At 42.0% G+C, this 25,076-nt stretch carries 24 protein-coding genes and 5 pseudogenes; 12 read left to right on the top strand and 17 right to left on the bottom strand.

Translation table 11 applies throughout. The annotated features are described in order from the left end of the window. Window positions 1–16: 16 nt before the first annotated feature. Window positions 17–175: pseudogene (locus tag ACQY3F_RS23265) on the bottom strand (IS91 family transposase); the annotation flags it as partial. Next, window positions 172–1,079: pseudogene (locus ACQY3F_RS23260) on the bottom strand (tyrosine-type recombinase/integrase). The pseudogenes ACQY3F_RS23260 and ACQY3F_RS23265, both read right to left, overlap by 4 nt. Before the next feature lie 1,213 nt (window positions 1,080–2,292). Here ACQY3F_RS23260 and ACQY3F_RS23255 point away from each other — a divergent pair. From ACQY3F_RS23255 to ACQY3F_RS23240, 4 genes are all read left to right on the top strand, one after another. Further along, window positions 2,293–2,715, top strand: a complete 423-nt coding sequence (locus tag ACQY3F_RS23255) for a putative toxin-antitoxin system toxin component, PIN family (RefSeq protein ID WP_428357713.1) — start codon at window positions 2,293–2,295, stop codon at window positions 2,713–2,715. Beyond that, window positions 2,708–2,971, top strand: coding sequence for a hypothetical protein (locus tag ACQY3F_RS23250; RefSeq protein ID WP_428356009.1), 264 nt, complete (start codon window positions 2,708–2,710; stop codon window positions 2,969–2,971). The genes ACQY3F_RS23255 and ACQY3F_RS23250 overlap by 8 nt, the downstream gene beginning before the upstream one ends. 840 nt (window positions 2,972–3,811) lie before the next feature. Continuing rightward, the gene (locus tag ACQY3F_RS23245; RefSeq protein WP_428356012.1) at window positions 3,812–4,090 is read left to right on the top strand and encodes a type II toxin-antitoxin system RelE/ParE family toxin; all 279 of its coding nucleotides are present in this window, start codon (window positions 3,812–3,814) and stop codon (window positions 4,088–4,090) included. Between the two features lie 8 nt (window positions 4,091–4,098). Continuing rightward, on the top strand, window positions 4,099–4,386 hold the full coding sequence (locus ACQY3F_RS23240; protein ID WP_428357549.1) for a HigA family addiction module antitoxin: 288 nt from the start codon (window positions 4,099–4,101) through the stop codon (window positions 4,384–4,386). Between the two features lie 244 nt (window positions 4,387–4,630). Here the strand turns inward: ACQY3F_RS23240 and ACQY3F_RS23235 are convergent, their stop codons facing one another. The 7 genes and pseudogenes from ACQY3F_RS23235 to ACQY3F_RS23205 all read right to left on the bottom strand — a co-directional run bounded on the left by ACQY3F_RS23235 (window position 4,631) and on the right by ACQY3F_RS23205 (window position 8,926). Continuing rightward, window positions 4,631–5,680 (bottom strand): IS91 family transposase, encoded by a 1,050-nt coding sequence (locus tag ACQY3F_RS23235; RefSeq protein ID WP_428357547.1) that lies wholly within the window; start codon window positions 5,678–5,680, stop codon window positions 4,631–4,633. Then, window positions 5,677–5,901, bottom strand: a complete 225-nt coding sequence (locus ACQY3F_RS23230) for a tyrosine-type recombinase/integrase (protein ID WP_428357546.1) — start codon at window positions 5,899–5,901, stop codon at window positions 5,677–5,679. Before ACQY3F_RS23230 ends, ACQY3F_RS23235 begins: the two co-directional genes overlap by 4 nt. Beyond that, window positions 5,861–6,583 (bottom strand): tyrosine-type recombinase/integrase, encoded by a 723-nt coding sequence (locus ACQY3F_RS23225; RefSeq protein ID WP_428357545.1) that lies wholly within the window; start codon window positions 6,581–6,583, stop codon window positions 5,861–5,863. Before ACQY3F_RS23225 ends, ACQY3F_RS23230 begins: the two co-directional genes overlap by 41 nt. A 419-nt stretch (window positions 6,584–7,002) precedes the next feature. Beyond that, window positions 7,003–7,397: pseudogene (locus ACQY3F_RS23220) on the bottom strand (transposase); the annotation flags it as partial. 165 nt (window positions 7,398–7,562) lie between these two features. Next, window positions 7,563–8,022: pseudogene (locus tag ACQY3F_RS23215) on the bottom strand (IS91 family transposase); the annotation flags it as partial. Window positions 8,023–8,101: 79 nt separating this feature from the next. Then, window positions 8,102–8,264: pseudogene (locus tag ACQY3F_RS23210) on the bottom strand (transposase zinc-binding domain-containing protein); the annotation flags it as partial. Continuing rightward, on the bottom strand, window positions 8,219–8,926 hold the full coding sequence (locus ACQY3F_RS23205; RefSeq protein WP_428357544.1) for a tyrosine-type recombinase/integrase: 708 nt from the start codon (window positions 8,924–8,926) through the stop codon (window positions 8,219–8,221). The gene ACQY3F_RS23205 and the pseudogene ACQY3F_RS23210, both read right to left, overlap by 46 nt. Before the next feature lie 827 nt (window positions 8,927–9,753). Here ACQY3F_RS23205 and ltrA point away from each other — a divergent pair. The 7 genes from ltrA to ACQY3F_RS23170 all read left to right on the top strand — a co-directional run bounded on the left by ltrA (window position 9,754) and on the right by ACQY3F_RS23170 (window position 15,710). After that, window positions 9,754–11,256, top strand: coding sequence for a group II intron reverse transcriptase/maturase (gene ltrA / locus ACQY3F_RS23200; protein WP_428353824.1), 1,503 nt, complete (start codon window positions 9,754–9,756; stop codon window positions 11,254–11,256). A 576-nt stretch (window positions 11,257–11,832) separates the two neighbouring features. Continuing rightward, on the top strand, window positions 11,833–12,051 hold the full coding sequence (locus ACQY3F_RS23195; RefSeq protein WP_428357542.1) for a tautomerase family protein: 219 nt from the start codon (window positions 11,833–11,835) through the stop codon (window positions 12,049–12,051). Between the two features lie 840 nt (window positions 12,052–12,891). Next, window positions 12,892–13,041 (top strand): hypothetical protein, encoded by a 150-nt coding sequence (locus tag ACQY3F_RS23190; RefSeq protein ID WP_428357541.1) that lies wholly within the window; start codon window positions 12,892–12,894, stop codon window positions 13,039–13,041. Between the two features lie 99 nt (window positions 13,042–13,140). Beyond that, window positions 13,141–13,827, top strand: a complete 687-nt coding sequence (locus tag ACQY3F_RS23185; protein ID WP_428357540.1) for a tellurite resistance TerB family protein — start codon at window positions 13,141–13,143, stop codon at window positions 13,825–13,827. Window positions 13,828–14,019: 192 nt separating this feature from the next. Then, window positions 14,020–14,409, top strand: a complete 390-nt coding sequence (locus ACQY3F_RS23180; protein WP_428357538.1) for a VOC family protein — start codon at window positions 14,020–14,022, stop codon at window positions 14,407–14,409. A gap of 102 nt (window positions 14,410–14,511) precedes the next feature. Beyond that, the gene (locus ACQY3F_RS23175) at window positions 14,512–14,658 is read left to right on the top strand and encodes a hypothetical protein (protein WP_428357537.1); all 147 of its coding nucleotides are present in this window, start codon (window positions 14,512–14,514) and stop codon (window positions 14,656–14,658) included. Window positions 14,659–15,104: 446 nt separating this feature from the next. Further along, window positions 15,105–15,710, top strand: a complete 606-nt coding sequence (locus tag ACQY3F_RS23170) for a D-alanyl-D-alanine carboxypeptidase family protein (RefSeq protein ID WP_428357535.1) — start codon at window positions 15,105–15,107, stop codon at window positions 15,708–15,710. Window positions 15,711–16,027: 317 nt separating this feature from the next. Here the strand turns inward: ACQY3F_RS23170 and ACQY3F_RS23165 are convergent, their stop codons facing one another. The 8 genes from ACQY3F_RS23165 to ACQY3F_RS23130 all read right to left on the bottom strand — a co-directional run bounded on the left by ACQY3F_RS23165 (window position 16,028) and on the right by ACQY3F_RS23130 (window position 23,187). Further along, the gene (locus tag ACQY3F_RS23165) at window positions 16,028–16,456 is read right to left on the bottom strand and encodes a hypothetical protein (RefSeq protein ID WP_428357534.1); all 429 of its coding nucleotides are present in this window, start codon (window positions 16,454–16,456) and stop codon (window positions 16,028–16,030) included. Window positions 16,457–16,607: 151 nt separating this feature from the next. After that, entirely contained in the window at window positions 16,608–17,177 is a 570-nt protein-coding gene (locus ACQY3F_RS23160) for a YceI family protein (RefSeq protein WP_428357533.1), read from the bottom strand. 28 nt (window positions 17,178–17,205) lie between these two features. After that, complete coding sequence (locus ACQY3F_RS23155; protein WP_428357531.1) at window positions 17,206–18,111, bottom strand: SAM-dependent methyltransferase; 906 nt, start codon at window positions 18,109–18,111, stop codon at window positions 17,206–17,208. A gap of 95 nt (window positions 18,112–18,206) precedes the next feature. Further along, window positions 18,207–18,980: a hypothetical protein gene (locus ACQY3F_RS23150; RefSeq protein ID WP_428357530.1), complete on the bottom strand. Its 774-nt coding sequence runs from the start codon at window positions 18,978–18,980 to the stop codon at window positions 18,207–18,209. Between the two features lie 493 nt (window positions 18,981–19,473). Further along, window positions 19,474–19,887, bottom strand: a complete 414-nt coding sequence (locus ACQY3F_RS23145) for a YqaA family protein (protein ID WP_428357528.1) — start codon at window positions 19,885–19,887, stop codon at window positions 19,474–19,476. A gap of 99 nt (window positions 19,888–19,986) precedes the next feature. After that, window positions 19,987–20,835, bottom strand: a complete 849-nt coding sequence (locus tag ACQY3F_RS23140) for a copper oxidase (protein ID WP_428357527.1) — start codon at window positions 20,833–20,835, stop codon at window positions 19,987–19,989. Beyond that, window positions 20,828–22,564, bottom strand: a complete 1,737-nt coding sequence (locus tag ACQY3F_RS23135; protein WP_428357525.1) for a multicopper oxidase domain-containing protein — start codon at window positions 22,562–22,564, stop codon at window positions 20,828–20,830. The genes ACQY3F_RS23140 and ACQY3F_RS23135 overlap by 8 nt, the downstream gene beginning before the upstream one ends. A 29-nt stretch (window positions 22,565–22,593) precedes the next feature. Beyond that, complete coding sequence (locus ACQY3F_RS23130) at window positions 22,594–23,187, bottom strand: hypothetical protein (RefSeq protein WP_428357524.1); 594 nt, start codon at window positions 23,185–23,187, stop codon at window positions 22,594–22,596. 260 nt (window positions 23,188–23,447) lie between these two features. Between ACQY3F_RS23130 and pgi the strand changes: the two genes are divergently transcribed. After that, complete coding sequence (gene pgi / locus ACQY3F_RS23125) at window positions 23,448–25,073, top strand: glucose-6-phosphate isomerase (protein ID WP_428357522.1); 1,626 nt, start codon at window positions 23,448–23,450, stop codon at window positions 25,071–25,073. The last annotated feature ends 3 nt before the right edge of the window (window positions 25,074–25,076 follow it).

Here is a 25,076-nt window from a genome sequence, read left to right as displayed (position 1 = left end):
TCGTCTGAATCAAGATGTCTGAGTCTGCACAGTTAACCTGCATCACAGGACTCAGCTGTGTCCGACAGCTCTTCATGGCATGTAATGCACTGATCTGATTGGAGCGTAAACGAGATTGATACTCGCTTAAAAAGTCAGACTGAAATTGATCAATCACTGCAGCTAGGGTTATCATGAAATCTGCCCCCAGTGAATAGAAAAGTCATTGACTAACTGATTAATGTGCAGCTCTGCATTCTCATCGGTAATATCGGTCAAATGCGTATAGCGAGCCGTGGTTACTAAACTGGTATGGCCCAGAATCTTCTGCAACTCAACTAAATCAACCCCGGCTTCTAACAGGTGAGTGGCGTAACTGTGGCGCAGCGAGTGGCAGGAAATCTTTTTTTTAGTCCCATTTCTTGCGTCACAAGACGGATTGTCTTCTGGATGCCACCGCGATCAAGGGGGGATTCAGCAAGATGCGCACCTTTTAGACCCCGGGCACGGTTGGGAAATACCAGCACTGGATTTTTATGCACAGCCCAAAACTTACGCAACACCTTCAAGGTATTCACAGGCAAAGGCACAAGCCGATCCTTATTGCCTTTGGCATTGCGAATATGTACCCGCATGCGTGTCGCATCAATATCACCTACTTTCAGGCTTAAGCCCTCGCCCAAACGTAAACCTAGACTGTAAATCGTAAAATAAAAAACTCGATAGCTTAGATTACGGGTCGACATAAACAGTTGTTGTGCTTCAACCACAGTGACAATATCGGGTATACGCGTACATCGTGGTGGTTTAATCATTAGCACATCAACCCACGGCTTTTGTAGCACATGTGTATAGAAAAACTTGAGACCATAGAGATCTAGTTTCACGGCACTCCAGGAAAGGCGGCTTAAAAGAGCATGAAAATAATCCACCAGTTGATCTTGCGTTAAGTTATCCAGATGCCCCTGAAAGTGTTCCCCGATACGGCGAATAGCGCGTGAATAAGCGTCAATGGTTTTGGGTTGCAGTCCCTTAAGCTTTAAATGCTTACAGTGCTGGATATAATAATGGTTGAATTTAAGCTCTATCGATGGTGTCATAACAGTGTAACCTCATTATTGTTAGTTGGATGAGCTTACAAGTTACCTGTTATGCATATAACAGGCAATGAGGTTACACTTTAAATTTAAGGGATGCGCTGTTTTTCTCCGCGATAGCGGCTTCGTCCAACAAAAAATTGCAGCTGACCACTGGCAGCACCACTCGTTTTCAGATGTCATCTTTAATCAAAGTTTAGTGTATTGTTAGGGTTCATCGAACATCTGCCAGTGTCAGCTGAATTTGGCGTTAGTTGCGACACGAAGTTGCATAAATATATGTTGTAAATCACTTTTTTTAAGTGAGGCGCAACCTGGAGTTCTGCCTCCAGTATCCTACCAGGCCATGCGACACGGATGTGGTGTGAAGCGTCTGGGACAATGAAACTCGTATAAGAGGAACCGTGAGGGGAATCGTAACTGCCAGTGCTAAGGCGGACGGGAGCTAGGATGGAATGATAGGGTGAATGTAATGTGAACTGTCGTCTTGAAGTCCCGTTAACAAAAGAGCAGCCAAAAGCACTGATAGGCTGTAACCAACAGGTGGGTAGTCAGTGGAACTGTTATAACGTCGGTTTCACGCAGATAAAGCACTACTGGGATACAGGCAGCACCTAAGTCGTTCGTTAAGATATTTATGTGGAACGTGGCAATGTCGTATCGTCCTCCAGCGATGGAGAAAGCTGCCCGCAAGGGATGCCGAAGGCGGTACGTCGATGAGAGAATGGAAAAAGCGAAGGCGATTATGTAATGTAGTCGATACGGATTCAAGATTTGTCCGACACGAAAGTGTGCCCACGTCCATTTGGTGCTTTTCTGCGAAAGAGTTTGGAGAACCGATTTTGAGAAGGAAACGCAAATGACGGCCTGTATGGCTGGTGCACCTTCTGGCATAGCAATATGTATTATCGGCTGTAGATACGTATCGCAAAGGTTGGCTATTAAATTTGTTCAACAGACATTGTTTTTGGTAGTAAAGTTAGTGATGGAAAATACATCATTTTACACTAAATAAAATGAGTTTACTGTTGAATAATAAGGCAGCTGGGTCAGTTTATTCTGGCTTTTGAAGGGCTTGAGCCGTATGCTGGGAAACTCGCAAGTACGGTTCTTAGGGGGCAAAGGGTCGCGAGACCCTGAGCTACCCGGTGTTTTAAAATCTGCTCATAGAATATAGTATTCGTATGTGCTATCATTTATGCCTATGATAGTGACAATGGATACCAATGTTTTATTAGCAGCACATATTAGTCAGTCTGGTGCGTCACATAAAATTTTCCGGCTCATCACAAATGAGAAGATTAATATTGCATTATCAACGCAGATATTACTTGAATATGATGATGTCTTGAAAAGAAAGGAGATTCTTAAACTTACAAGGCTGAATATTGGGCAAGTTGAAGATGTACTTGATTTATTGGTTCTTCTGGCACAAAAACAAAAAATATATTACAGGCTTCGACCAAACTTAAGAGATGAAAATGATAACTTATTTGTTGAGTGTGCATTTGCAAGCAATAGTAACTACTTAATCACCTCAAATATTCGTGATTTTGATGGTGGTGAATTAAGAGGTTTTAAGTTCAAGGTGCTAACACCAAAAGATTTCTATCAAATGTGGAGAAAAAATTATGAGTAAGACACAAGTAGTTACTTTAAGAATTCCTGTTGATTTGAAGGCACGGTTAGAAAGTGAAGCACACATTCAAGGTGTTTCAATGAATAATCTTGCCAACTATATGCTTACAACACAAATTAGCCAAATAGAGATGCTTTCAACGATTGAAGCGAGAATTTCTAAAAAAGATATTTCTTCTTTAAAAACAAAGGTTAATAAAGTACTTGATTCAGTACCAAAAAATCCTAATGTTCCTGAGTGGGATAAAGTGCATTAAACAATAATGTATGAAAAAGATGCATGGACTGAAGAAATGGAAAGAAATGAAAGAAATGGGGTCATAAAGAAATGGGGTCAAAGAAATGGGGTCAGACTCGATTGAAAACATTAAAACACGTGAAAACACGGGTTTTAATGTTTCCTTCAAATGGGATGTTTTTTTAAAGCTAAAAGGGTATCCTTATAAATTTAAAAAAAAGAAATCTGCTAGTTTTCATGCCTGAGGTAAACTCTGTATCTAATCGGGATAGGGAACTACTCAAGTAGCCTCCCTCCCACAGCGCCGTACATACGGGTCTTAGGCAGGCAGATCTCCCCGGGTAAGAACATGATCTTTCTCTGCACGACCACAGCATTTACCATCTCACAGTGATCCAGATGGGCTTCGTCATGTTGTGCTGATTCGCCCTGCGGTTCGGCCTTACTATGCTGTTTTTGTCCATTGGCTCGCAGAGCTATGATCTACTTCCTTGTAGATCACCCTTCGGGCCAGCTAAAGCTGTTCAAATTCGTTCCTGACGAATTTTTTGCACTTAGGCTTCTTTCAAACATTGGTCACCCTCCGCCCTTGCCATCGGCTAGTACTTTTTAGAATTATCATATAAAATAAATCTCTGGATAATGTACAGGGTACTTGCACCCCATAAGATCATGCCCATGCCGGGCACACACAATAAAATCCAGCCAACCGCTAGCAGCGCAGATTCTTTAAAGTTATATAGTGTTTAAAAAAGTTATCGCCTATTTAAAGTTTAGCATCTTTGATCGCGGTGGCTGATTTACGCGTTAGGCAACAGAAAAATTGCAGATTGAGAATTAAGAGGTTACAATTTGATTGATGATAAAAAGCTTCATTCACAAAGGTTTGGAAAAATTCTATCGAACAGGTAGCAAAGCTGGAATTCAAGCACAACACACAGACCGGTTACGTTTGATTCTTGCTCAATTAAACCAAGCGAAAATTGTCAAAGATATGGATATTCCATTTCTAAAACTTCACGAATTAAAAGGCGACAGAAAAGGAATATGGTCTGTAACAGTACAAGCAAACTGGCGTATTACTTTTCGTTTTCATGAAGGTGATGCAGAAACTATAAATTATGAGGATTACCATTAGGAGATATTATGAAAATGTATAATCCACCTCATCCGGGTGAAATCATAAAAGACTTATGGTTAGAGCCAGCAAAAATAAGCATCACTGAAGCAGCCAAGGCTCTAGCTGTTAGTCGAAAAACATTATCAAAAGTTATAAATGGAAATGGGAGTGTAACACCAGAAATGGCAGTTAGGTTATCAATTGCTTTAGGGGCTAGCCCTGAAAGTTGGATGGGACATCAAGTTACTTATGACCTTTGGCAAATTGAACAACATAAAGATGAATTGGGCGTGCATGTGTTAAATGTTGCCTAACGAATAAGGATAGATTGTGTAAGCGAAGCGCACCACAATCTTATCCCGTGTTGGACAAGCCCGGGATGAGGTAAACGCTTTATAATAAGCAAATATCTTTTTGGCTCCTGGCCTTAATACGGATCATCACTTTCCTTCAGGCAAGCTCCCGCCTTTGCATTCTATACTGCAAAAAAAAATACAGCTATATCATTATGTTATAAATTATTCTCTCTGTTTGTGAATTGGGGGTTTATGATCCATTTTATTTATCCTGGCTCTGGTGGCCTAAAACCGATGACCTGCATGGGAGCCTGGCAATGAGGGCATTTAACAACGAGCCTTGGTTAGGTGCCAGTAACTGAATAACAACACGCAGGACTAGCTGTACTAGCTTCAGTAATGTCTTTGCATTGCTGTGCAAAAAACCATAATCTCTGACACGATGAAACCCTTTAGGCAGAACATGCTGCAGAACCAGCCATAAAAAATCCTCTCCTTTCAGAGATCGGGTTAAGGTCTCGCCCGTGTCGCCATCTGTGTACCGAAAGGTGACCCTGCCATTGTTATCTGCAATGATGTTCTTCTCACTGATCACCCCGCGATATAAATAACGCGATAAATACTTTAAAGCAGGTTCACCGTTACCGACACGTTTACGATCGACGACCCACTCTTCTGGCATTGAACAGGGAATCGGTAGCTTTGCTGCATTCAGTCCGTCCAGAATCCGGGCACGGAAGACTTTAGCCAGGGCAAACTCATTGAACAGGTATTTGCCTTTGGTTTTTATCCATTGCCTTTTAGCTTTGTTGATCCCGCCGCCCGGAATAATGACATGAATATGCGGATGATAATCCAGTCTGCGGCTGTGCGTGTGCAATACGGCCGTCATGCCTATTTCAGCCCCGAGGTTTTTGGGGTTGAGCCCAAAATCCTTTAATGTGCTACTGACACAGAGAAACATCAGCTGATAAATGATTGTCTGGTGATGCCATGTCAACGCTCTCAATTGAGCGGGGAGCGTAAAGGTCACCATATAATAGTCAACCGGAAGTTGTTTCTTTTGCTGACGCATCAGCCATTCCGACGCTTCATGGTTTTGACACTGGGGACAGCTACGATATCCACAGGATTTAGGGTGCCATTCTGAGTGACCACATTCTGTACATTGCACATGAAACTCACCTGACAGTGCCGTGCGGCAACGCTTTATTGCAGAGATAGCTTTTAAATGGCCAGGCAATAATTTTGTCGAGTATTTTTTGTGAAAACTGCTTTCATAATGCTCAATAATCGTGACAAGGGGGATCATGACTGACTCCTGAAACCTGTTGATAAGGTATTGGTCAGTTGATTAATGGCTGAGATAGTATCCTTTTCTGTCAGTTCCGTGGAATGAGCATAGCGAGCTGTCGTGGTCGGGCTAGCATGGCCGAGCAAGTGCTGAATATGAATCAGGCTTAATCCTTGTTCCAGCAGGTGCGTGACTATGCTATGACGCAGCGTGTGAATCGAGGCTTTTTTTAATCCCACAGTCTTTAAGGGCCGCTTTCATCGCGGCTTGAGCGCCGCCTCTATCCATCGGTGTTGTCGCATTTTGAAGGGTCTCCATTGAGCCGGTTCCACTGGGAAATAACCAGACTGGATTACGGTGTTTACGCCATAAGTCACGCAATGCATAGCATGTTAAATCAGGTAATGGCACAAAGCGGTCTTTATGCCCTTTGCCCCGGCGAATATGTACCTGTTTGCGCTTTGCATCAATATCACCGACTTGCAAAGAAAGCGTTTCACCCAGGCGCAAGCCCATTGAGTAGGTTGCTAATAAAAAGACTTTGTAACGTAGTTTGTAGGTCACCGCAATCAGTTGCTCTACCTCGGAAACCGCTAGAATATCAGGCAGTGTCTGTATCTTGGGGGCTTTGATGATTTTAATCCATTGCCAATCCTTTTTAAGGACGTATTGCCAGAAAAACTGGAGACCATTACGATCGATTTTAACGGTACTCCAGGAATGAGATTCAACCAATTCAGCAAAATAGACTTCAAGCTGTTCAGTACTGAGTCTTTCGGGTGAGCAATCAAAGTGCTCAGTGACTCTGCGCACAGCACGAGCATAGCTATCAATGGTTGCATCACTCATGCCGCGTAATTTTAAAGCACGAAGGTGACGGTTATATAGCTTTTCAAAATAAGTTTGTTCTATCGTATTCATGGTAAACTCCAATTATCATACTCGACAATGAGTACATATTGGAGTGTATCCGTAAATGGGTTTTTCTGCCGCGATAGCGGCTTCGTCCAACGAACAAGGTCAGATTGTGATCGCGAAGCGAGCCACAATCTGAACCGTTTGTTGGACAAGCCCGGCACACATAGTAGAAAGTCGTTTAAATCCGCTCTATGAAAATAGCTTTTTGTTGATCAGCCCGACTGATGAATTGAGCCTCTGTTTTTACCTGTTTAACTGAACTTTGAGCGTTGTCCATTGCAGTCAACTCTCAAAGTCCAAGTATCGGAGCAAAATTCTGCCTTAATCTCCGATTTTAGCCCAAGCAACTCCCTCAGCATTTAATCCGCTGATAGCCTGGGTCGAAGTGTTTAAATTTACATAAGCGCTAGTGATTCCAATTGTTAAGTCGGCAAAGGCTGAAACATTATTTCCACCCTGGGTATTTGCCGACGCCCAACAACCATCGCCCCGCCACAACATTTGCAACTGAATGCCGGCCGTACTTTGAGTGTCCGTAATATTTTCGTCGGGTCAAGCTTAAGCAGGAAGTGAATCAGCTTAATAACGCCCTTGCTATTCGGGTGTAAAAAAAACCATAATTGCGCACACGACGAAAGCCTTTAGGCAAAACATGTTGCAGCACCAGCCAGAGAAACTTAACCCCTGATACCGTTTTGGTTTGATAGCGTTTGGTTTTGCTGTCTTGATAACGGTAGCTTACTTTTCCATCCTGGCAGGATAAGATATCCTGTTCACGAATCACGCCACGATACAGGTATCGACCCAGATATATCAATGTTTTATCGTCTGATTGTGCAATTAGTTCATCCTATGTCTTTAAATCGCAATGAATACAAGTAGATAGAAAGATACACCTAGTTTTAAGAAACCCTCAAGTTTCTAATAGAATCAACACACATAAAGCGCTTTTATTTTTATTGGATGAGTAAACTGCATAATCAGACTTTATCGCCTGCACCGACAAACTTACAATCCACCACCCATTGTTTCGGAATAGCCGTAGGGAATGGCAGTTTTTCTTCGTTCATACGTGTTAGCATCTTTGCACGAAATACTTTCGCCAGTGCTTTATGATGAAACAGGTATTTGCCTTCCTTAGTGCGCCAGAGCTTCTTGATTTTGTCCACAATTGCCGCAGGTATAATGACATGAATATGCGGATGATAATTTAGTTCGCGTGAATGCGCGTGTAAAACTGCAATCGCCCCGGGATCGCCTCGCAACTACTTATCATTTTTACTGAAACTCTGTAAAGTCGCCCAGGCACAGTCAAACATCATGCTATAAAGTAAACGTGGGTGCTGCCTGGCTAACGACCTTAACTGCGCAGGTAAGGTAAAGGTATTCATAAAATAATCAGCAGTGACTTGTCGCTGCACTTGTCTCTCAATCCACTGCTGACAATCATAAAGGTGCATCCATGCACCTTTACCCTACGGGCAGCTGAAGCTGTGCAAATCGGCTTTCCTGCCGATTTGTCATAATGCTGACAATGCGGGCAGTTACGCTGGCCACAGGAGTGAGGCACAAAGGTTTGATAGTCACAGTCTGCACAGTTAACCTGCATCACAGGACTCAGCTGTGTACGACTGCGTTTCATTGCATGTAGCGCGCTGATTTGGTTGGAGCGTAACTGATTTTGATCGTCTTCTGAACTCCACCGCGATCAAGGGGCGATTCAGCAAGATGTGCACCTTTTAAACCCCGGGCACGGCTGGGAAATAACAGCACTGGATTTTTATGCACAGCCCAAAACTTACGCAACACCTTCAAGGTATTCACAGGCAAAGGCACAAGCCGATCCTTATTGCCTTTGGCATTGCGAATATGTACCCGCATGCGTGTCGCATCAATATCACCTACTTTCAGGCTTAAGCCCTCGCCCAAACGTAAACCTAGACTGTAAATCGTAAAATAAAAAACTCGATAGCTTAGATTACGGGTCGACATAAACAGTTGTTGTGCTTCAACCACAGTGACAATATCGGGTATACGCGTACATCGTGGTGGTTTAATCATTAGCACATCAACCCACGGCTTTTGTAGCACATGTGTATAGAAAAACTTGAGACCATAGAGATCTAGTTTCACGGCACTCCAGGAAAGGCGGCTTAAAAGAGCATGAAAATAATCCACCAGTTGATCTTGCGTTAAGTTATCCAGATGCCCCTGAAAGTGTTCCCCGATACGGCGAATAGCGCGTGAATAAGCGTCAATGGTTTTGGGTTGCAGTCCCTTAAGCTTTAAATGCTTACAGTGCTGGATATAATAATGGTTGAATTTAAGCTCTATCGATGGTGTCATAACAGTGTAACCTCATTATTGTTAGTTGGATGAGCTTACAAGTTACCTGTTATGCATATAACAGGCAATGAGGTTACACTTTAAATTTAAGGGATGCGCTGTTTTTCTCCGCGATAGCGGCTTCGTCCAACAAAAAAATCCAGCGGACAGTTTAAAGCGTCACATTTTTTGCGAAGCAAAAAAGCGCGCCTCTTTAAACTGCGCGCTGATTTTGGCGTTAGTTGCGACACGAAGTTGCATAAATATATGTTGTAAATCACTTTTTTTTAAGTGAGGCGCAACCTGGAGTTCTGCCTCCAGTATCCTACCAGGCCATGCGACACGGATGTGGTGTGAAGCGTCTGGGACAATGAAACTCGTATAAGAGGAACCGTGAGGGGAATCGTAACTGCCAGTGCTAAGGCGGACGGGAGCTAGGATGGAATGATAGGGTGAATGTAATGTGAACTGTCGTCTTGAAGTCCCGTTAACAAAAGAGCAGCCAAAAGCACTGATAGGCTGTAACCAACAGGTGGGTAGTCAGTGGAACTGTTATAACGTCGGTTTCACGCAGATAAAGCACTGCTGGGATACAGGCAGCACCTAAGTCGTTCGTTAAGATATTTATGTGGAACGTGGCAATGTCGTATCGTCCTCCAGCGATGGAGAAAGCTGCCCGCAAGGGATGCCGAAGGCGGTACGTCGATGAGAGAATGGAAAAAGCGAAGGCGATTATGTAATGTAGTCGATACGGATTCAAGATTTGTCCGACACGAAAGTGTGCCCACGTCCATTTGGTGCTTTTCTGCGAAAGAGTTTGGAGAACCGATTTTGAGAAGGAAACGCAAATGACGGCCTGTATGGCTGGTGCACCTTCTGCCAATCAACAGAACTGGAATCAGGTCAACTGGTCCATTGTTGAGTGTTTGGTTAATCGGCTGCAAATGCGTATCGCAGAGGCCGTACGGCGAGGACGATGGCACAAGGTGAAAGCTTTGCAATATCTTCTGAGTCGTTCGTTTTATGCCAGAATGCTGGCCGTAAAGCGAATCATTTCTAACAAAGGTAAAAGAACATCAGGAATTGATGGTGTTATCTGGAAAACACACCAGCACTATTGGTGTGCCGTGTCACAACTAAAAATACGGGGCTATAAAGCCCATCCCTTACGTCGTTGCTGGATTCCTAAAAGCAATGGCAAACTGCGTCCTCTCGGCATCCCCATTATGCATGATCGGGCGATGCAAGCATTATACGCATTGACCCTAAAACCTGTTGCCGAAACATTAGGTGACAAGCATTCTTATGGGTTTCGGGAAAAACGTAGTGTACATGATGCAGTCAAGCAATGCTTTATAGCGCTGGCAACACGCAGGGCAGCGCCCTGGGTACTAGATGCTGATATTAAAGCCTGTTTTGATCGTATCAGCCACGACTGGCTGCTTGAGCACATTCTGCTACCGAAAAAGGTACTGAAACAATGGCTCAAGTCAGGGTATATGGAGAAGTCAAAGTACTATGATAGTCATGAAGGCACACCGCAAGGCGGTATTATTTCCCCTATCTTAGCCAATATGGCCTTGGATGGGCTGGAAACTGTCGTCATAAAAGGACGCAATAAGAAACACCGCAAACTCAACGTGATCCGCTATGCGGATGATTTTGTTATTACGGGGGCAACGGAAGGCATTCTACGCGACGAAATATTACCTGCGGTAAAAGACTTTCTTCAGCCCCGAGGGCTGACATTATCAGAGGAAAAGACACATCTACGCCCGATTGAAGAAGGGGTTGATTTTCTAGGGTTTACCCTTAGAAAGTTCAAAGATAAATTGATAATCTGCCCTTCTCAAAAGAAAGTCACTCAGTTTCGGGAAATGCTGAAAATTTTCTTTAAAGAATCGCAAAAGCTACCCTTTGAAGCGATGCTTAGAAAATTGAACAGCAAACTTCGAGGCTGGGCTTTCTCAAACCGTCAGGTCGTGGCCAAACGTTTATTCAATACGTTGGATAATGAAATATATTATGGTGTACGTCGCTGGTTGCGACATTGCCACCGTAGTAAAACCAATGCATGGATAACACACCGTTATCGTTCTCGCATAGAAGGACGAAGTAATTTCGGTACGTTTGTGATCAATAAACAAGGGAAGCGACAATGGTTAGGGTTATTTCGGATGGCCGACGTGCCTATCCGTTACCACGTTAAAGTTCGTGGCGAAGCTAACCCTTATGACCCTGCTTATCGGGAATACTTTAAAGACCGTGCAGAGAAACAATGTCGTACACGAAACTATGATCGTTTATTTTTAGCCAGTACAACACTGGAAAGAACCTTGATTAGAGGGTAATATGACCACTAATAAGAAATGAGCGATCGGGTCGAATATACTCGGCTTTTAAAGGGCTTGAGCCGTATGCTGGGAAACTCGCAAGTACGGTTCTTAGGAGGGGAAGGGCTGCGAAGCCCTGACCTATCCGGTGCCACTAAATTTTAACCATTGTAGTAGATGATTAAAACTTAAACATGCACTTATTTTAGCGTGTCGTAATAACTTCTAGCTTTAGGGGTATTTGCTAGATAGGGCACTCGAACTTAAATTTGTTGCTATGAAAATCAATAAGTTAAAGTTTTTGTAATTTACATTTTTTTCTAATTCTTGCAGACTTTGAAAGCTAAAAACCTACAAACTATTGAGTTCTCGGAGTTTTGTAAAGTCAACTAAATTTTAAGTGCGATTGCCCTGATTTGCTAGACAAGATCTCTTGTAATAACAATTTCTTATCTGTAAAATAAATTTATAGACGACACTAAAAGACCCAATACATTGCGACTTTTAGGTCCTCTACTAAGCTGTTAGGCAATATAGAAAAGCCGCATGTGTTGCCTGATATAAATTACAAGCGGCAAAACCAGGAGAATGAAAATGCCATTTGTTGAAGTGAAGGTATTTGAAGATGAACTTACCCAAGAACAAACAAAGGATTTAATTCAAAAAATCACAAACGCTGTCACAGAGGTAACAAGCGAGAAACTTCGGGGTGTCACTTGGGTAGTGGTTAATGAAGTGAAAAGTGGTAACTGGGGTATTGGAGGCAATGCACTTGGCCTTGATGATGTCAAAAAGATTATCGCAGGTGATTAAACGAAGGCCGAATACGAATATAGGTGGAAATAAGGTTCGGCAAATCTACCATGCGATGTGGCAATGATATTGCCTAACGAATAAGGTTAGATTGTGATCGCGAAGCGAGCCACAATCTGAACCGTTTGTTGGACAAGCCCGGCACGATAGAAAACCAAAGGGGTCAGACTCGATTGAAAGTAAAAAAGTCGCTCAAAATCACTTTATGATTGAGCTCGGAATTAATTGAAAATAATTTGGCAGTCCGTTAATGGCCGTGAACTGCCGTTCAATCAACGCACAATCGGGTAAGAGCTGGTTTCTCTCCAGCTCTTACCTCAGCATCCCGCCTGCGGGTCCACACGGAGCGCTTCATTGTAAGCGTTAATTAAAATACACATTCTAAACTACTTTTAAATAGGACAAACGACTTCCCTCCAATTAACTCTGGAGGCATTTATCAGACCATCTCAAAATCAAGTGGCTATGCAAGAGCATATACCGCAATGGCAAGCCAGAGTTTAACTCAGGCCGAGTATTGCAAAGCCCATTATATCAAGCTACATATCTACAGTTATTACAAAAAAATCAGTTCGGCGATCCCATCAGCAAAACAGGCCAGCCAATTAGTTCCTGTTCTCTTTTTTTGCTTCCTTTTTTTACTTTTTTTCTGCAAATCAATTACTTGATTTGTGTTGGGTATCAATATATCTTCACCATCAAATCGGCATAAAAGTTCGCAAGACCGGACAATTTAAAAACCTAGTCATAGCAAGTGTCGAGCAAGCGACCAAGAAGGCGAAAGCTTTCCTTGCAAGGTTACAGTGATTCACTCCAGTTATTCAAGACGCGAAGCGAAAAGTGAATGAAAAAAAAGATACATTTATGACCATCAATCAGGCCCCTAAAAAAATAGGCGTTAGCATTTATGATTACATTTATGATAGAGTCAGCGGTCAGTACAAGTTACCATCTTTGGCGGATTTAATAACTCAAAAGGCTTTAGCCTAATTGAATTGATCTTCGTTTTGCCATGAAATTTAAAGTAGATTCATATTTTTAAAAACATATTCAAAAGAAGGAATATACCAACTTGCTTAGGGGAATACCATGGATACAAAAGGATTATTAGATCTTTTTTTACAGTCTGGCCAGGAACTTGCCTCAAAAGGGAAAGGCCTGGTTGACGAAAATATAACTTTGCCGGAAGATGCTGGGCAACGGGATGCTATGATTTTCGGAGCGAAAAAAGGGGCTTTGGCTACCGGGGCTTTAGCCATGTTATTAGGCACCCAGAGCGGTCGTAAACTGACAGGTACAACACTTAAGCTAGGCAGCTTGGCCGCTATTGGTGGTATTGCCTATCAAACCTATCAGAAATGGCAAGCCCAGCAGGATGGCGGTGCATCGGACCCTGACAATCATGTAGACGCGTTGAGCGGTGCGGATCTAAATAAACGCAGCCACGTCCTGTTGAGAGCGATGGTTGCATCTGCCAAGGCCGACGGGCATATCGATGAGCAGGAGCTTGAAAAGATTAACGAGCAATTGAAACAGTTAAATTTAGGTGCGCGCGCATCCGAATTTCTGACGAATGAACTGATCCAGCCCTTGAATGTACAGGACATCGCAGCTGGTGCCGATTCGCCTGAGGCGGCAGCTGAAATTTACCTTGCCTCACGTTTTGTGATCGATGTTGATAACGAACCAGAACGAGAATATCTTGATCAGTTGGCTCAAGCGCTCGATTTGGCGCCTGAACTTGTAAAACAGCTAGAAGATCAGGTGGGTGCCTGAGTCAGACAATGCTGCAGGCGCATTCGATGACCTTATCTATCCTTTGGAATATGTTTTCTGTATCTATTTAATAGATTGTGAATGAATTATATTTTAGTACTTCATGGAAAGACCTGAATCTGATGTTTCATTATCAGGGAAAAAGGGCATCTCAACTCGACATTAACTGCCTTCAAATAATAGGAAGTATTTATGAAAGAAATTACTCGAGTTAACCATATTGGACTGAGAGTCAAGGACCTTCAAACGTCCAGACAGTTTTATGAAAAGCTAGGCTTCCAATTTCTTGTTGGACCTGTTGGCCCAGAACCTGTTGCAATAATGGAGCATCCTTCTGGTGTAAATATCAATTTTATTCTCAATTCTACTGATGAAACACCTAGTAATGTCTTGATGGATATTCCTGATAAACACACGGGTTACACTCATATCGCTTTAGAGATTACGAATACCAAAGCTGTCGAGGAACAGCTTTTAAGCCATGGAATCAGTATTACAGAAAAAATAGAATTTGCAGGAGCGAAATTCTTTTTCATAAGAGATCCAGATGAAAATGTTATCGAATTTCATCAACCTGCCTAATATAAATCTGGCAGTGAACAAACAGCTCCAGCACGACGCGTAAAAAATGCGTTTGTCTTAGTAAAAAGTTAGGCAGCGCTCAACCCAGGAAGAGGAGACAGCATGTCCAATCCACATTTAAAGGCGAAACTCGATGCGATTTTCAATGCGCATATGCATGCGGAATTAACCGGCGACCTTAACGAGACGCTGGCTACTATGACGCCAAATCCACACCTCGTCAATCAAGCCCTGCAAAGCGTACGATAGTTCTATTCCAAGCGTCTCATCGGCCAGTTTTTCCCACCTGACGTCACTTTCGAAACGATTTCGCGAACGTATAGCGAGGAACGACTCGTCGATGAGGTCATCGTCTCGTTCACGCACACTATCAAGATGGATCACATTCTGCCCAAAGTTGAGCCGACCGGAAAAAGGGTCGAAGCGGTGTTTGTCGTAATCGTTGGAATCTAAGGTGACAAGGTCGCTTACGAACACATTCTGTGGGACCAAGCGAGTATGCTCGTCCAGATTGGCCTACTCGATCCAACGGGTCTTACTGTCGTCGGCGCGGGTGCCGCTGCTAAACTAAGAAATCCAGCATTGCCGGACCCTTTTTTTAATGAGGGCTAGCCGCCAACTTCAGGGGCAAACAAGACACTCATCTCGGCTTTATGTTTTTAAATCTAGCAGTTCAACTAATATAGGTAATTTAAATGAGTTACGAATTATTTGGCGATGATGTTCTATTTTTCCAACGCCTTTTGAAGGCTGATGGTTTCTATATAGGCAGGTTAGATGGCCTTTGGGGTCCATTAACTGAAACTGCCTCTAATGCATTTGATGCTGAATATGAAGTTGCTAGAGAGGAGCTGGGGACATTTGACCGCAGAACCGAAAAGCATATATCTACCTTGTCAATGCAAGCTCAGAAAGAGGCGCGCCATTTTATGACAAGGGCTTTAAGCCAAGGGGTGAACGTTAAGATCATCTCTGGAACAAGAACCTATGAAGAGCAAAATAAGCTTTTTCGTCAGGGTCGCTATGGGAACCCAGGAAGAAAAGTTACAAATGCGCGCGGCGGTAAAAGCAATCACAATTTTGGAATTGCATGGGATATAGGGATATTTAATCCAGATGGTTCATATTCCCATAATAGTGTAGATTATAAAAATCTTGCCGTGTACGCCAAGCAGTCACTTGATTGGGGCGGTAATTGGAGGTCGTTCAATGACCCTCCTCATTATCAACTACAAACTATCCAGCCAAAAATATCCTGGGTAAGATTACGCTTTGAAAATGGGGAAATTTACGTAGCGTAATTTTTATAGAGTCGTTATCTACCCTACATCACATGTCTATGTTTGAGCTTCAATTATTCCTATATGTATACTTCGCGCAGTCATGGGTGCGCTTATAAATTGAGCTTATTTTTGTCGATAGCAAAGCCTGCCCCGTACTTGATACGGGGGCGCTGAAACTGACGCATAACTGGCTACGTAACGGTTTCAACAACGTAGTTTTCGGCAAGCACTCATTCGCTAGAAATCCGCAGTCGTGACCGCGCGAAGTCTATATAAACTTACTGCAAGTACATCTATAGGGCGAAATTACCACCTTATAAGACGACAACAAATCATTATCTATTAAACAACTGTGGCGACTTAGGCTGCTGTTTATCCTGCAAACAATGGTACGCTGCATTTTCAAAGCGTATTCTTAAAGACTGAGTGCTTTTCTTTTCTTTGAGGAATTTCTCTGCTTCTACAGCAGTTAAATCTTTCATCATGTATTCTGCAATACACATACATGGCTTTTTAAAACGCTTTCTGTCATTGTCTTTATTAATCGAATTTTTAACTTCCCTTTCCACACACTCCTCTGAAAAATCATGTTCGAAGACATGTTTTAGTACATCAGTAACCACTTTTTCATGCGAGTGATCCCAGGGGTTATGCGCTTTAGTAGCTTGCTGTTTCGGCACATCATCCGAACAAGCATTTAAAAGAAATACTAAACAAATACTGACAAATATTGTTCTAAGACTAAAATTTTTTTTCTTTTGCATAAGGCACAACTCAAAATGAATTAATAGCTATAACATGCCTTTCTTAACGAAGGCTCCCGTTAATTAATTCCGCTTATAACCAGGCGAAATCATGCCTGGCACTCACAGAATCAACTAACAACAATGTACATTCATTACTCGAAATAAATGCTTATTTTTGGGTAAACAACAAACTAAAAGTGACTGGCACTGCGGCATTAATGCTTTTTAACTTTGCAATATCACGCAAGGCATTGACACCCTTAATTAAGTTATAGTTAGTTAAATTAATAATAACCGGATGTGTGGAAATGACCAGACGTGAGTTTTTTGCTAAAGCTACTATTTGCACTCGTACCGGAGCAGTTTGTTTTACGCCATGTAGATCAATGACTGCATCCACTTGCATATTTTTAACCTGACCTGTTTTCATCAATTTAACATCGGACTCTTTAATATTGATAGTCGCCGTAGCACTAGGGAATTTTACAACTTTAAAAAGTAACTCCTGAATACGCTGATCTCTTATTTCAATACCTGTGTCTACACTGCTTAAATCAACAGTGATAGTTGCTTTATTACCCTTAATTTGTCCTTGCATTGAATTAAAGCTCTGTACTTCCGTTTTACTGACATTTTTTGTTGTAGTAAAGTCAAGTGTTGAAGCTTTGTTATCCAGCACCCATTCAGCTAAAACAGACTGTGAGAGCATTAATAAAGCGATAAAAAGTGTGTTTTTCATTCTATTTTTCCTTGTTTTAAAATAACGATTAAATTTTTTCTGCGCTAAATATACCGTATTCCACTAGTTTATTGTGAAATAAATGATGTTGTGCCAAACCTACTTTAAAATTGGCTGTCTGGGTTTCACTACGCAAACCCAGCCATTGGCTGATTTTTTGCACCGGTTGTAAGCGCTTGGTAACCTTATACATATAATCAGCAGAAGGCTTCGTCTGCTCGGTGATATCAGCATATTTTATATGACTAAAACCCTGCTCGCTTAACAGTTGCTCAAATTCTTCACGTAAGCATAAATTTGGTACTGCCCAGCCATCCAGGCAATCGACCATAGCGGGCCAATCTTCATCTGCGACTTCCCTCTGCATTAAAAAACCATCACAGACTACCAGTCTGCCACCTTTTTTTAAGACCCGAAAAGCTTCGCGTATAAAATCTGCTTTATTCAGGGCATGACAAACACTTTCCAGCCCCCAGACTACATCAAAGGTTTCATCGGCATAAGGTGTCGCGCAAAAATCGGAAACTTCAAAATCAACGTTTTCAGCAACCCCATGCCGTTTTGCATGCTGCCCAGCATAGTAAGCTTGTTTTGCGCTAATGGTAATGGCTTTTAAATGGTTAGCATGATTTTTTGCCATCCAGATTGAGCTTCCCCCAATACCACAACCTGCATCCAGAACATAATCACCAGACTGGATATCAGCAGCCTCATAGAGCTTCTGGTTTTTATTTAATAATGACTCGCTATGTGAGCTTGTGTTTTCATCCCAGTAACCATAATGCAGCGCTAAATCGTTGCGGCTACTCCAGGCAAACAGGTAATCCCAATAGCAGGCATCATAATGTTTTATTGCGGCTTCTCGTAATGCATCTGCAGAGACATTTTCAGTGCTTTGGGAACGATAATCCTGATTGGGTTGTATATAGTGCATATTTATTTAATTTTCGATGATAAGGGAGCTGGTAATTAATAATCATCCAATATTGGGTAGAATTTTTGTTTCCATTTCCCTAAGTCTTGCGTCTATTATTTACTACTCACTCGGGCAAATTGTTTAAACTGCACTATACGAGTATTGATTTTTTGTATTAGGTGCAATGCCGGAGCAGCGCCTGCCATAGCAACAGCATCTACCAGACAATACCAGGCAGCGACGCCGCTAGGTGGATTGCCCTGAGTAAGCCCGGATGCAGGATCAACTGTCGCCCATGCCCAAGTGCCCGCAGTGGTGCCTACAAGTTCCAGCCAGGTAGTGATAAAAAAAGCGCCAAGATAAACCATGGGCGACTTCCCCTTAAACAGATAGAGCAAATACACACAAAACAGGATGGCTCCAATTTGATCGCTACGTTGCGCATAAGGAGTTAATCCCCAGACAGACCAAAGCCCACAGGCTATTACGGTAAACCAAGCAATACGACGCGCATGGCGCATAAAGAAACCTGAGCGGCCTAATACTACGGCCGTTAAATAAACCATGCCATGCCCCGCAGGAACATAAGGTGGCACGCTACCAAAGCGGTATATATAACCTTCCATATAGGGTGAAGCAAAAATTTCACCGGCTGTTGCAAATAGCAAAGCAACAACCACCTGCATACGTAGTAAGCTGGATTCCCCCGCCAATAGAACCACCAGAAAAGCATAGCCACAAAAGGCCAGTAGCCATTGCATTTCGCGACTACCGCTACCATCTATGGTCAAGCAAATAGCTGTGGCAACAAAAGTAAACGCTGCAATACTATAATCGCGCTTGTGGTCTGGGTATGCTATGCCTGCTACTGGAAAGTAACGTAACATTCTATTAATTCTCCTGATCAACTGTATTCAGTTTGTCGCTCTTTGCTTGCTGCATAAATTATTATTGGGTGTGGCTTCCGTGGTATTAAAAGCATCTAATAATACGTCTATACAACAGGTTTCGTACATTGGAGGGGCTTGGGAACTCAAACAATCAGGCATTTAAGTGACTTCAATTGTTGGGTTTCGTTCCTCTACCCAACCTACTCCTTACATCGTAAACTATATATACCTGTATGGGCCAATGCTGTTGACTTAAGTCCTCTCTTGCTGGAGAGGGTTGGGTGAGGAGGATAAAATCATGCATTTAAACCCCCTCATCCCAACCTTCTCCCTCTGGAGAAGGAGTTTATTCTCATTGCCTGTAGGGCGTGGCTTTAGCCCGCCTGCATCACTTTACGTATTTGGCGGGCTAAAGCCACACCCTACAAAGCCTTTTAGAAAAACCGAACGACGAATGCGCAACATTTTATCACAGCATGCCGTACTTATCTTATACAAACCAATAAGCAACAAATAGATAACGTAATAACTTACCGATAGCTATCAATATTGTTGATAAAAACAAGGGCAACTTCAACCATCCACCCGCGAAACATAAACCATCACCGACAACGGGTAACCACGAAAACAACAAACTCCAGTAACCCCAGTGCTGTACCCAGCGCAGAGCTTTTTGCTTGTTCTTATCCAGAAGGTGTTCGGCTGGAAATTTTTTTGCTGTTAAGCTGCCTAGCCACCAAGTGGTTAATGCGCCCAGTGTATTACCTATTGTGGCAACAATAACCAGTAACATAACCGGCTGCACCTTCTCAGCAACTAAATAAGCGAGTACCGCTTCAGAGCCTCCTGGCGCAATGGTTGATGATATAAAGGCGCTAACAAATAGTCCCCATAACTCTAACACTATAATCCTCTCTTAATTTTACGCATAAAAAAGCCCCTAATAACGAATCATCAGGGGCTTTAAGCTAGTGCAACACTAGCCAGCTTTAAACTTCTGCTGTTATTTTTTCACTAAACCAATTAACCAGCTAATGACTTTAACAATGACATCCACTACTTGTTTGACCAAGTCAAAGATATAAGTGATAACCTCTGTTGGGGTCATACCCTTAAATCTACGCGCTAACAAAGGCGCGAGTATCAAGCCTATGGCTAAACCAATAACGGTAAGTCCTGAAAAGAAAGAGTTATTACCGATAACCTGCTTTTTCATTTCAGTAATTTCGGCAACAACCGTATCAGTAATTGATTTATCAGCAGTGCTATCTGAATAATCATCCTGAATAACATACGCTGTTACCCCGGGAATACTGGGTAAATCACCATCACCTTTACCGATTTTCAGCTGCCCTTTCATTCCTTTTTCCATGTGCTGCGCGATATCGCAATGCACTAGATAGGTTTTATCACCCGGTGGAAAGATCAAAGTACCTGAAATTTTTCCAGGTCCTGTAAGTTCCATGTGGAACATACCTTTTGGATAAAGATATCTAGGTAAGCCATGCATCATCCACTGGTGACGCACATCATCATCATTGACAAAATTAACGGTTAATTTAGTACAAGGTTCGAATTGATATTCCTGCACATCAAAGGCAAACATCCGACCTGGAAATTTCTCCGCATATTTATGCCCTGCATGCACGGTAATTTCTTTAGTCGCGGCGATACGATCGCAACCACCGGGCAAAATATCAGTATTTTGCCCCATCACCATACCCCCGGTCATATCCATTAAATGGCCATCACCGTGGTCCATCATATTGTTATGATCCTCAAACTCTTTTTCAGCAAAAACAGGAGCGGATAATGCTAATGCTAGCGCTGCGATTGATAATTGTTTAAACATTATCTTTGCCTCCTTTAAATGCTGAAATCAAGGCAATAAGGTTTGCTCTATATATAATTAATAAATAGGCCATGATACCTAAAAACAGACCAAACATAAGATTTCTAAACGAATTGTCTACAGGTACTGGAATATCTGCTGAACCTGGCGTTACATCAGCTGCAGCGGGAACGCTCGCAGGAGGCGGGGTATATCCAGAAGCATCCACTTCACCCAGACTATTCCAGCTATCAATATTTTGCCAGACTGGCAACTTTCTATCCTGAAATTTCTTAGTAAATAAAGGAACAATACTCTCACCAATCGTTTTTGGCAAACCAATCTCGTTCAGGTATTTCTTATAAACCAAAGCACTGACATTACCACCAGGGTTTTGACCATTGGTTGTAATCCCTTTTTCTCTATGATCATGAAAAATCCATGCGCCTTGCCCATAACTATGCAAGCCATCATCGGTAGTATTAATTTTTAAGTCATTTCGCTGTGCAGGTGCAATATCATAAACATCACGCATAATCTGCGCGACGGGGTTATGTAATACTCCATCATAATGCGTAATAGTGGCTTTATGTCCATGAGTATGCAAAGCTAATTGCTCTCCGGCACTATTAAATACCCTTAATTTAATATTTTGATCAGGCTCAGCAACAATGATCGATTCCCTTAAAGTAAAAGGGAATGAGCGACCATTCAACGTAAAATAATCTTCCGTGGAATTATTCATCTCATATTCACGATTCATTTTCTTCGCGATTAAGCGAGGGTCATTAAATTCCTGAATAATACTATGTAATTCCTTATCTATCGCATGATAATGTAAATCATATTCACTATCATACTCTTCTAAAATTGCTTTCGAAGGGTGTCTGACTTGTCCTGCACCGACATTAAATGTCTGCACCCAGTTATTAGGACGATTTTCTTCTACCACAAACATCCCCACCAGGCCCATTGCTAAATGCACATGAGTTTGTACATGACAATGGTAAACGAACGTACCCGGCTGTCTTGGACGTATTTCATAAGTTTTAGTTTGTCCGGGCAAAACAAACTTATCACTGGTTTGTGGTACACCATCATTACCTTCACCCGAACTATCTACCCAGGGGTGATCCACTCCATGTAAATGAATCGTATGTGGGAAATAATGGGTATTTTCTAACTGTATCCAGATAATATCGCCTTGTTCCACACGAATAACCGGTGAAGGCGCTCTTAATAATGGATTAGCATCAGTACCAACAAAGCTGCTGGTTGCCATACCACGTGACTTCGGTGCGAATACCCACATACCAGGCTGTATGCCCGGCGCTATATCAAAAGTTGGTACAAACCCTGCAAAATCAGGTGAATGACCATTTAGTTCGGCAACTTCAAGTTTAATGATAATTAAATCAGGGTCGCCATCACCATCCATATCATTTTTTTTAATAATGCTATCCATTGCATAATGGGTATTCATCAATGTTTCCATTGATACATTATTTGTTCCTTTGACTTCTATTGCAATATTGTATGGGTTGTCAGGGCTGCAGCGTAGCGACTCCTGCATTTTGACACCCTCAATCGTTTGTGCCTTACGCCACTCTGGATCATTCTGATTACAAACCGGTTCTACTTCACCACGGTCTACTTCAACTGTTTTAGGCAAGCCTACTACAGCTGACGCCGAAAACGGCATCAGCATGACAGCAGCACCCAATAGCATTCCTAAAGGATTTTTCTGCATTATTTAGTATCCTAAATATTAGATTTAACTTACGCGTCTTTATCTTTCTTTAACAACCCATCCACTTTTTCTTTAAAGCCTGCGTGAGATAGATATAAAACATATAAACCCCCTAAGCCAAATAAGAAATACATAAATAAGGTAATCTTACTTGTTACCATACCTTTACCAGCCACAAAACTCATATGTGCATCTAGATTTTCAGCTTCAGTCGCCCCTTTAAGAGTGATATGAATTAAGTATTTACCCGGCTCTGGTACACCATTAGCTAACTTTAAAACAACCGTTCCTGATTTATGTTTTTTTGCTGCCTGAAAAAATACACGCTTGCCTTCAGGCTCTTTTGTTACTTCAAACTCTACCGCTCTATTACGATATCTAACATCTTGATAGTCAAAAACTAACTGTGTTAATGTATCGGTATTGGGAAGGTTTCCACAAAATTCTTCAGCTGGAAATGCCATCGGTTGATAAGCCGTGTAATGAATCCAATGCTCTGGCTCTAGTTCAAACTTACACTGATCGGTATCTGTACCTGCCGCCCCACCATGCGCCCAAAGTGTTGCAGAAAATAACATACCTAACACAGCGATAAAACCTTTTCTCATAGTATTATTTGTCATTGCTTCTTCCTCTTTCAGTTTATTTATTATAATTGTAAATGTTTCTCTCTCGTTACTGACTCAACGATACTCTAAAACAACCACAAACTTTATCATATTGAATTAGACAAAGATAGAATAACTCTATATTAGGCCAATAACTTCATGTCATTATATTATAATTTTCTAATATTGCTATTGCTATCGCGCGTCTATTTCCGTAAAATTTTGCATTTTGATGCATTACACTTCAACACACAACACACATCAAGGCTTTCAATATGTCTAATCTGATTAACTCTCCTGAATGGTTAACGCTAAAAAAACACCAGAAACGTATAGACCAACTTGATATAAGAGACTTATTTGAAGCAAACCCTAACCGGTTTACCAACTATACAATTCAGTTTGAAGATCTATTATTTGATTATTCAAAAAATAGAATTACTGATGAAACCATTGTCTTATTGCTAAACCTGGCAAAATCGCGCGGCTTGAAGTCGCATATTGAAGACATGTTTACCGGTAAGCGTATTAATAAAACTGAAAACCGGGCCGTATTACATACCGCGCTGCGTAATCGTAGCAATGAACCCGTTTATGTTGATGGTGTCGATGTTATGCCTGGGATTAATCAAGCCTTAGAAAAAATGCGCAAGTTTTGTGATCGCGTGCATTCCGGTGAACTAACTGGTTACACAGGCAAAGCCATTACCGATATTGTCAATATTGGCATAGGCGGCTCTGATTTAGGACCAAAAATGGTCACTAGGGCGTTAACACCTTATGCAATCAAGGGCATAGGCGTGCATTATGTCTCTAATATTGACCGTACCGATTTAAACGAAACACTGGAGCAATTGTCCCCTGAAACGACGCTATTCTTAGTCGCTTCAAAAACCTTTAGCACTCAGGAAACCATGGTAAATGCCAGAGCAGCACGAGCCTGGTTACTGGAACAAGCCAAAGATGATTCAGCTGTAGCCAGGCACTTTGTAGCGTTATCGACACATAAACAAAATGTCACTGAGTTTGGTATAGACCCTGACAATATGTTTGAGTTCTGGGACTGGGTCGGTGGCCGCTATTCACTTTGGTCTTCGATAGGCTTATCTATCGCCTTATATATTGGTATGGATAATTTTGAACAATTGCTCGAAGGCGCTCACGAAGCGGATAAACACTTTCGCCACGAACATTTCGCTACCAATATTCCGGTGATCATGGCATTGTTAGGTATCTGGTATAACAATTTCTATTATTCCGACTCGCATGCCTTACTTCCTTATGATCATCATCTGGAATTCTTTTCTGCCTATTTCCAGCAAGGCGATATGGAGAGTAATGGTAAGAGCGTTGATATGAACGCCTCTCGCACGGATTATAGCACTGGCCCTATCATCTGGGGAGAACCTGGTACTAATGGACAGCATGCTTTTTATCAACTGATTCATCAGGGAACCAAGGTTATTCCATGTGACTTTATTGCCCCGGCAAAAAGTCACCATGAAGATACTGACTGCCATGATATTTTGATTTCCAATTTCCTTGCCCAGACAGAAGCATTAATGACCGGCAAAACTGAAGACGAAGTCAAAGCTGACTTAGGCGATGATGCAAGCAAGTTGCTGGTTGCATCTAAAATCTTTTCTGGCAACAGACCAACAAATTCTTTTCTGTTTGAAAAGCTCTGTCCCTATTCTCTCGGACGTTTAATTGCTTTTTATGAACACAAAATATTTGTCCAGGGAAAGATATGGAATATTAACAGCTATGACCAGATGGGTGTGGAATTAGGTAAAGTGTTAGCTCAGGTGATCATTCCTGAGCTTAAAGGTGATCAACAGATTAGCTCACACGACAGCTCAACCAATGGCTTAATAAATTATTATAAGAGTTTACGCTAAGAG

The organism is Methyloprofundus sp. (genome assembly GCF_965251085.1).
In the GTDB taxonomy this organism is placed as follows: Bacteria; Pseudomonadota; Gammaproteobacteria; order Methylococcales; family Methylomonadaceae; genus Methyloprofundus.
Note: the sequence above shows the minus strand (reverse complement) of the source record. Positions and strands in the feature narration are given on the sequence as shown.

Excerpts from the sequence above, each read along its gene's own strand:
- ACQY3F_RS23255 (WP_428357713.1), top strand. The coding sequence starts at position 2,293 with ATGGATACCAATGTTTTATTAGCAGCACATATTAGTCAGTCTGGTGCG.
- ACQY3F_RS23250 (WP_428356009.1), top strand. The coding sequence starts at position 2,708 with ATGAGTAAGACACAAGTAGTTACTTTAAGAATTCCTGTTGATTTGAAG.
- ACQY3F_RS23245 (WP_428356012.1), top strand. The coding sequence starts at position 3,812 with ATGATAAAAAGCTTCATTCACAAAGGTTTGGAAAAATTCTATCGAACA.
- ACQY3F_RS23240 (WP_428357549.1), top strand. The coding sequence starts at position 4,099 with ATGAAAATGTATAATCCACCTCATCCGGGTGAAATCATAAAAGACTTA.
- ACQY3F_RS23235 (WP_428357547.1), bottom strand. The coding sequence starts at position 5,680 with ATGATCCCCCTTGTCACGATTATTGAGCATTATGAAAGCAGTTTTCAC.
- ACQY3F_RS23225 (WP_428357545.1), bottom strand. The coding sequence starts at position 6,583 with ATGAATACGATAGAACAAACTTATTTTGAAAAGCTATATAACCGTCAC.
- ACQY3F_RS23205 (WP_428357544.1), bottom strand. The coding sequence starts at position 8,926 with ATGACACCATCGATAGAGCTTAAATTCAACCATTATTATATCCAGCAC.
- ltrA (WP_428353824.1), top strand. The coding sequence starts at position 9,754 with ATGACGGCCTGTATGGCTGGTGCACCTTCTGCCAATCAACAGAACTGG.
- ACQY3F_RS23195 (WP_428357542.1), top strand. The coding sequence starts at position 11,833 with ATGCCATTTGTTGAAGTGAAGGTATTTGAAGATGAACTTACCCAAGAA.
- ACQY3F_RS23185 (WP_428357540.1), top strand. The coding sequence starts at position 13,141 with ATGGATACAAAAGGATTATTAGATCTTTTTTTACAGTCTGGCCAGGAA.
- ACQY3F_RS23180 (WP_428357538.1), top strand. The coding sequence starts at position 14,020 with ATGAAAGAAATTACTCGAGTTAACCATATTGGACTGAGAGTCAAGGAC.
- ACQY3F_RS23175 (WP_428357537.1), top strand. The coding sequence starts at position 14,512 with ATGTCCAATCCACATTTAAAGGCGAAACTCGATGCGATTTTCAATGCG.
- ACQY3F_RS23170 (WP_428357535.1), top strand. The coding sequence starts at position 15,105 with ATGAGTTACGAATTATTTGGCGATGATGTTCTATTTTTCCAACGCCTT.
- ACQY3F_RS23165 (WP_428357534.1), bottom strand. The coding sequence starts at position 16,456 with ATGCAAAAGAAAAAAAATTTTAGTCTTAGAACAATATTTGTCAGTATT.
- ACQY3F_RS23160 (WP_428357533.1), bottom strand. The coding sequence starts at position 17,177 with ATGAAAAACACACTTTTTATCGCTTTATTAATGCTCTCACAGTCTGTT.
- ACQY3F_RS23155 (WP_428357531.1), bottom strand. The coding sequence starts at position 18,111 with ATGCACTATATACAACCCAATCAGGATTATCGTTCCCAAAGCACTGAA.
- ACQY3F_RS23150 (WP_428357530.1), bottom strand. The coding sequence starts at position 18,980 with ATGTTACGTTACTTTCCAGTAGCAGGCATAGCATACCCAGACCACAAG.
- ACQY3F_RS23140 (WP_428357527.1), bottom strand. The coding sequence starts at position 20,835 with ATGTTTAAACAATTATCAATCGCAGCGCTAGCATTAGCATTATCCGCT.
- ACQY3F_RS23135 (WP_428357525.1), bottom strand. The coding sequence starts at position 22,564 with ATGCAGAAAAATCCTTTAGGAATGCTATTGGGTGCTGCTGTCATGCTG.
- ACQY3F_RS23130 (WP_428357524.1), bottom strand. The coding sequence starts at position 23,187 with ATGACAAATAATACTATGAGAAAAGGTTTTATCGCTGTGTTAGGTATG.
- pgi (WP_428357522.1), top strand. The coding sequence starts at position 23,448 with ATGTCTAATCTGATTAACTCTCCTGAATGGTTAACGCTAAAAAAACAC.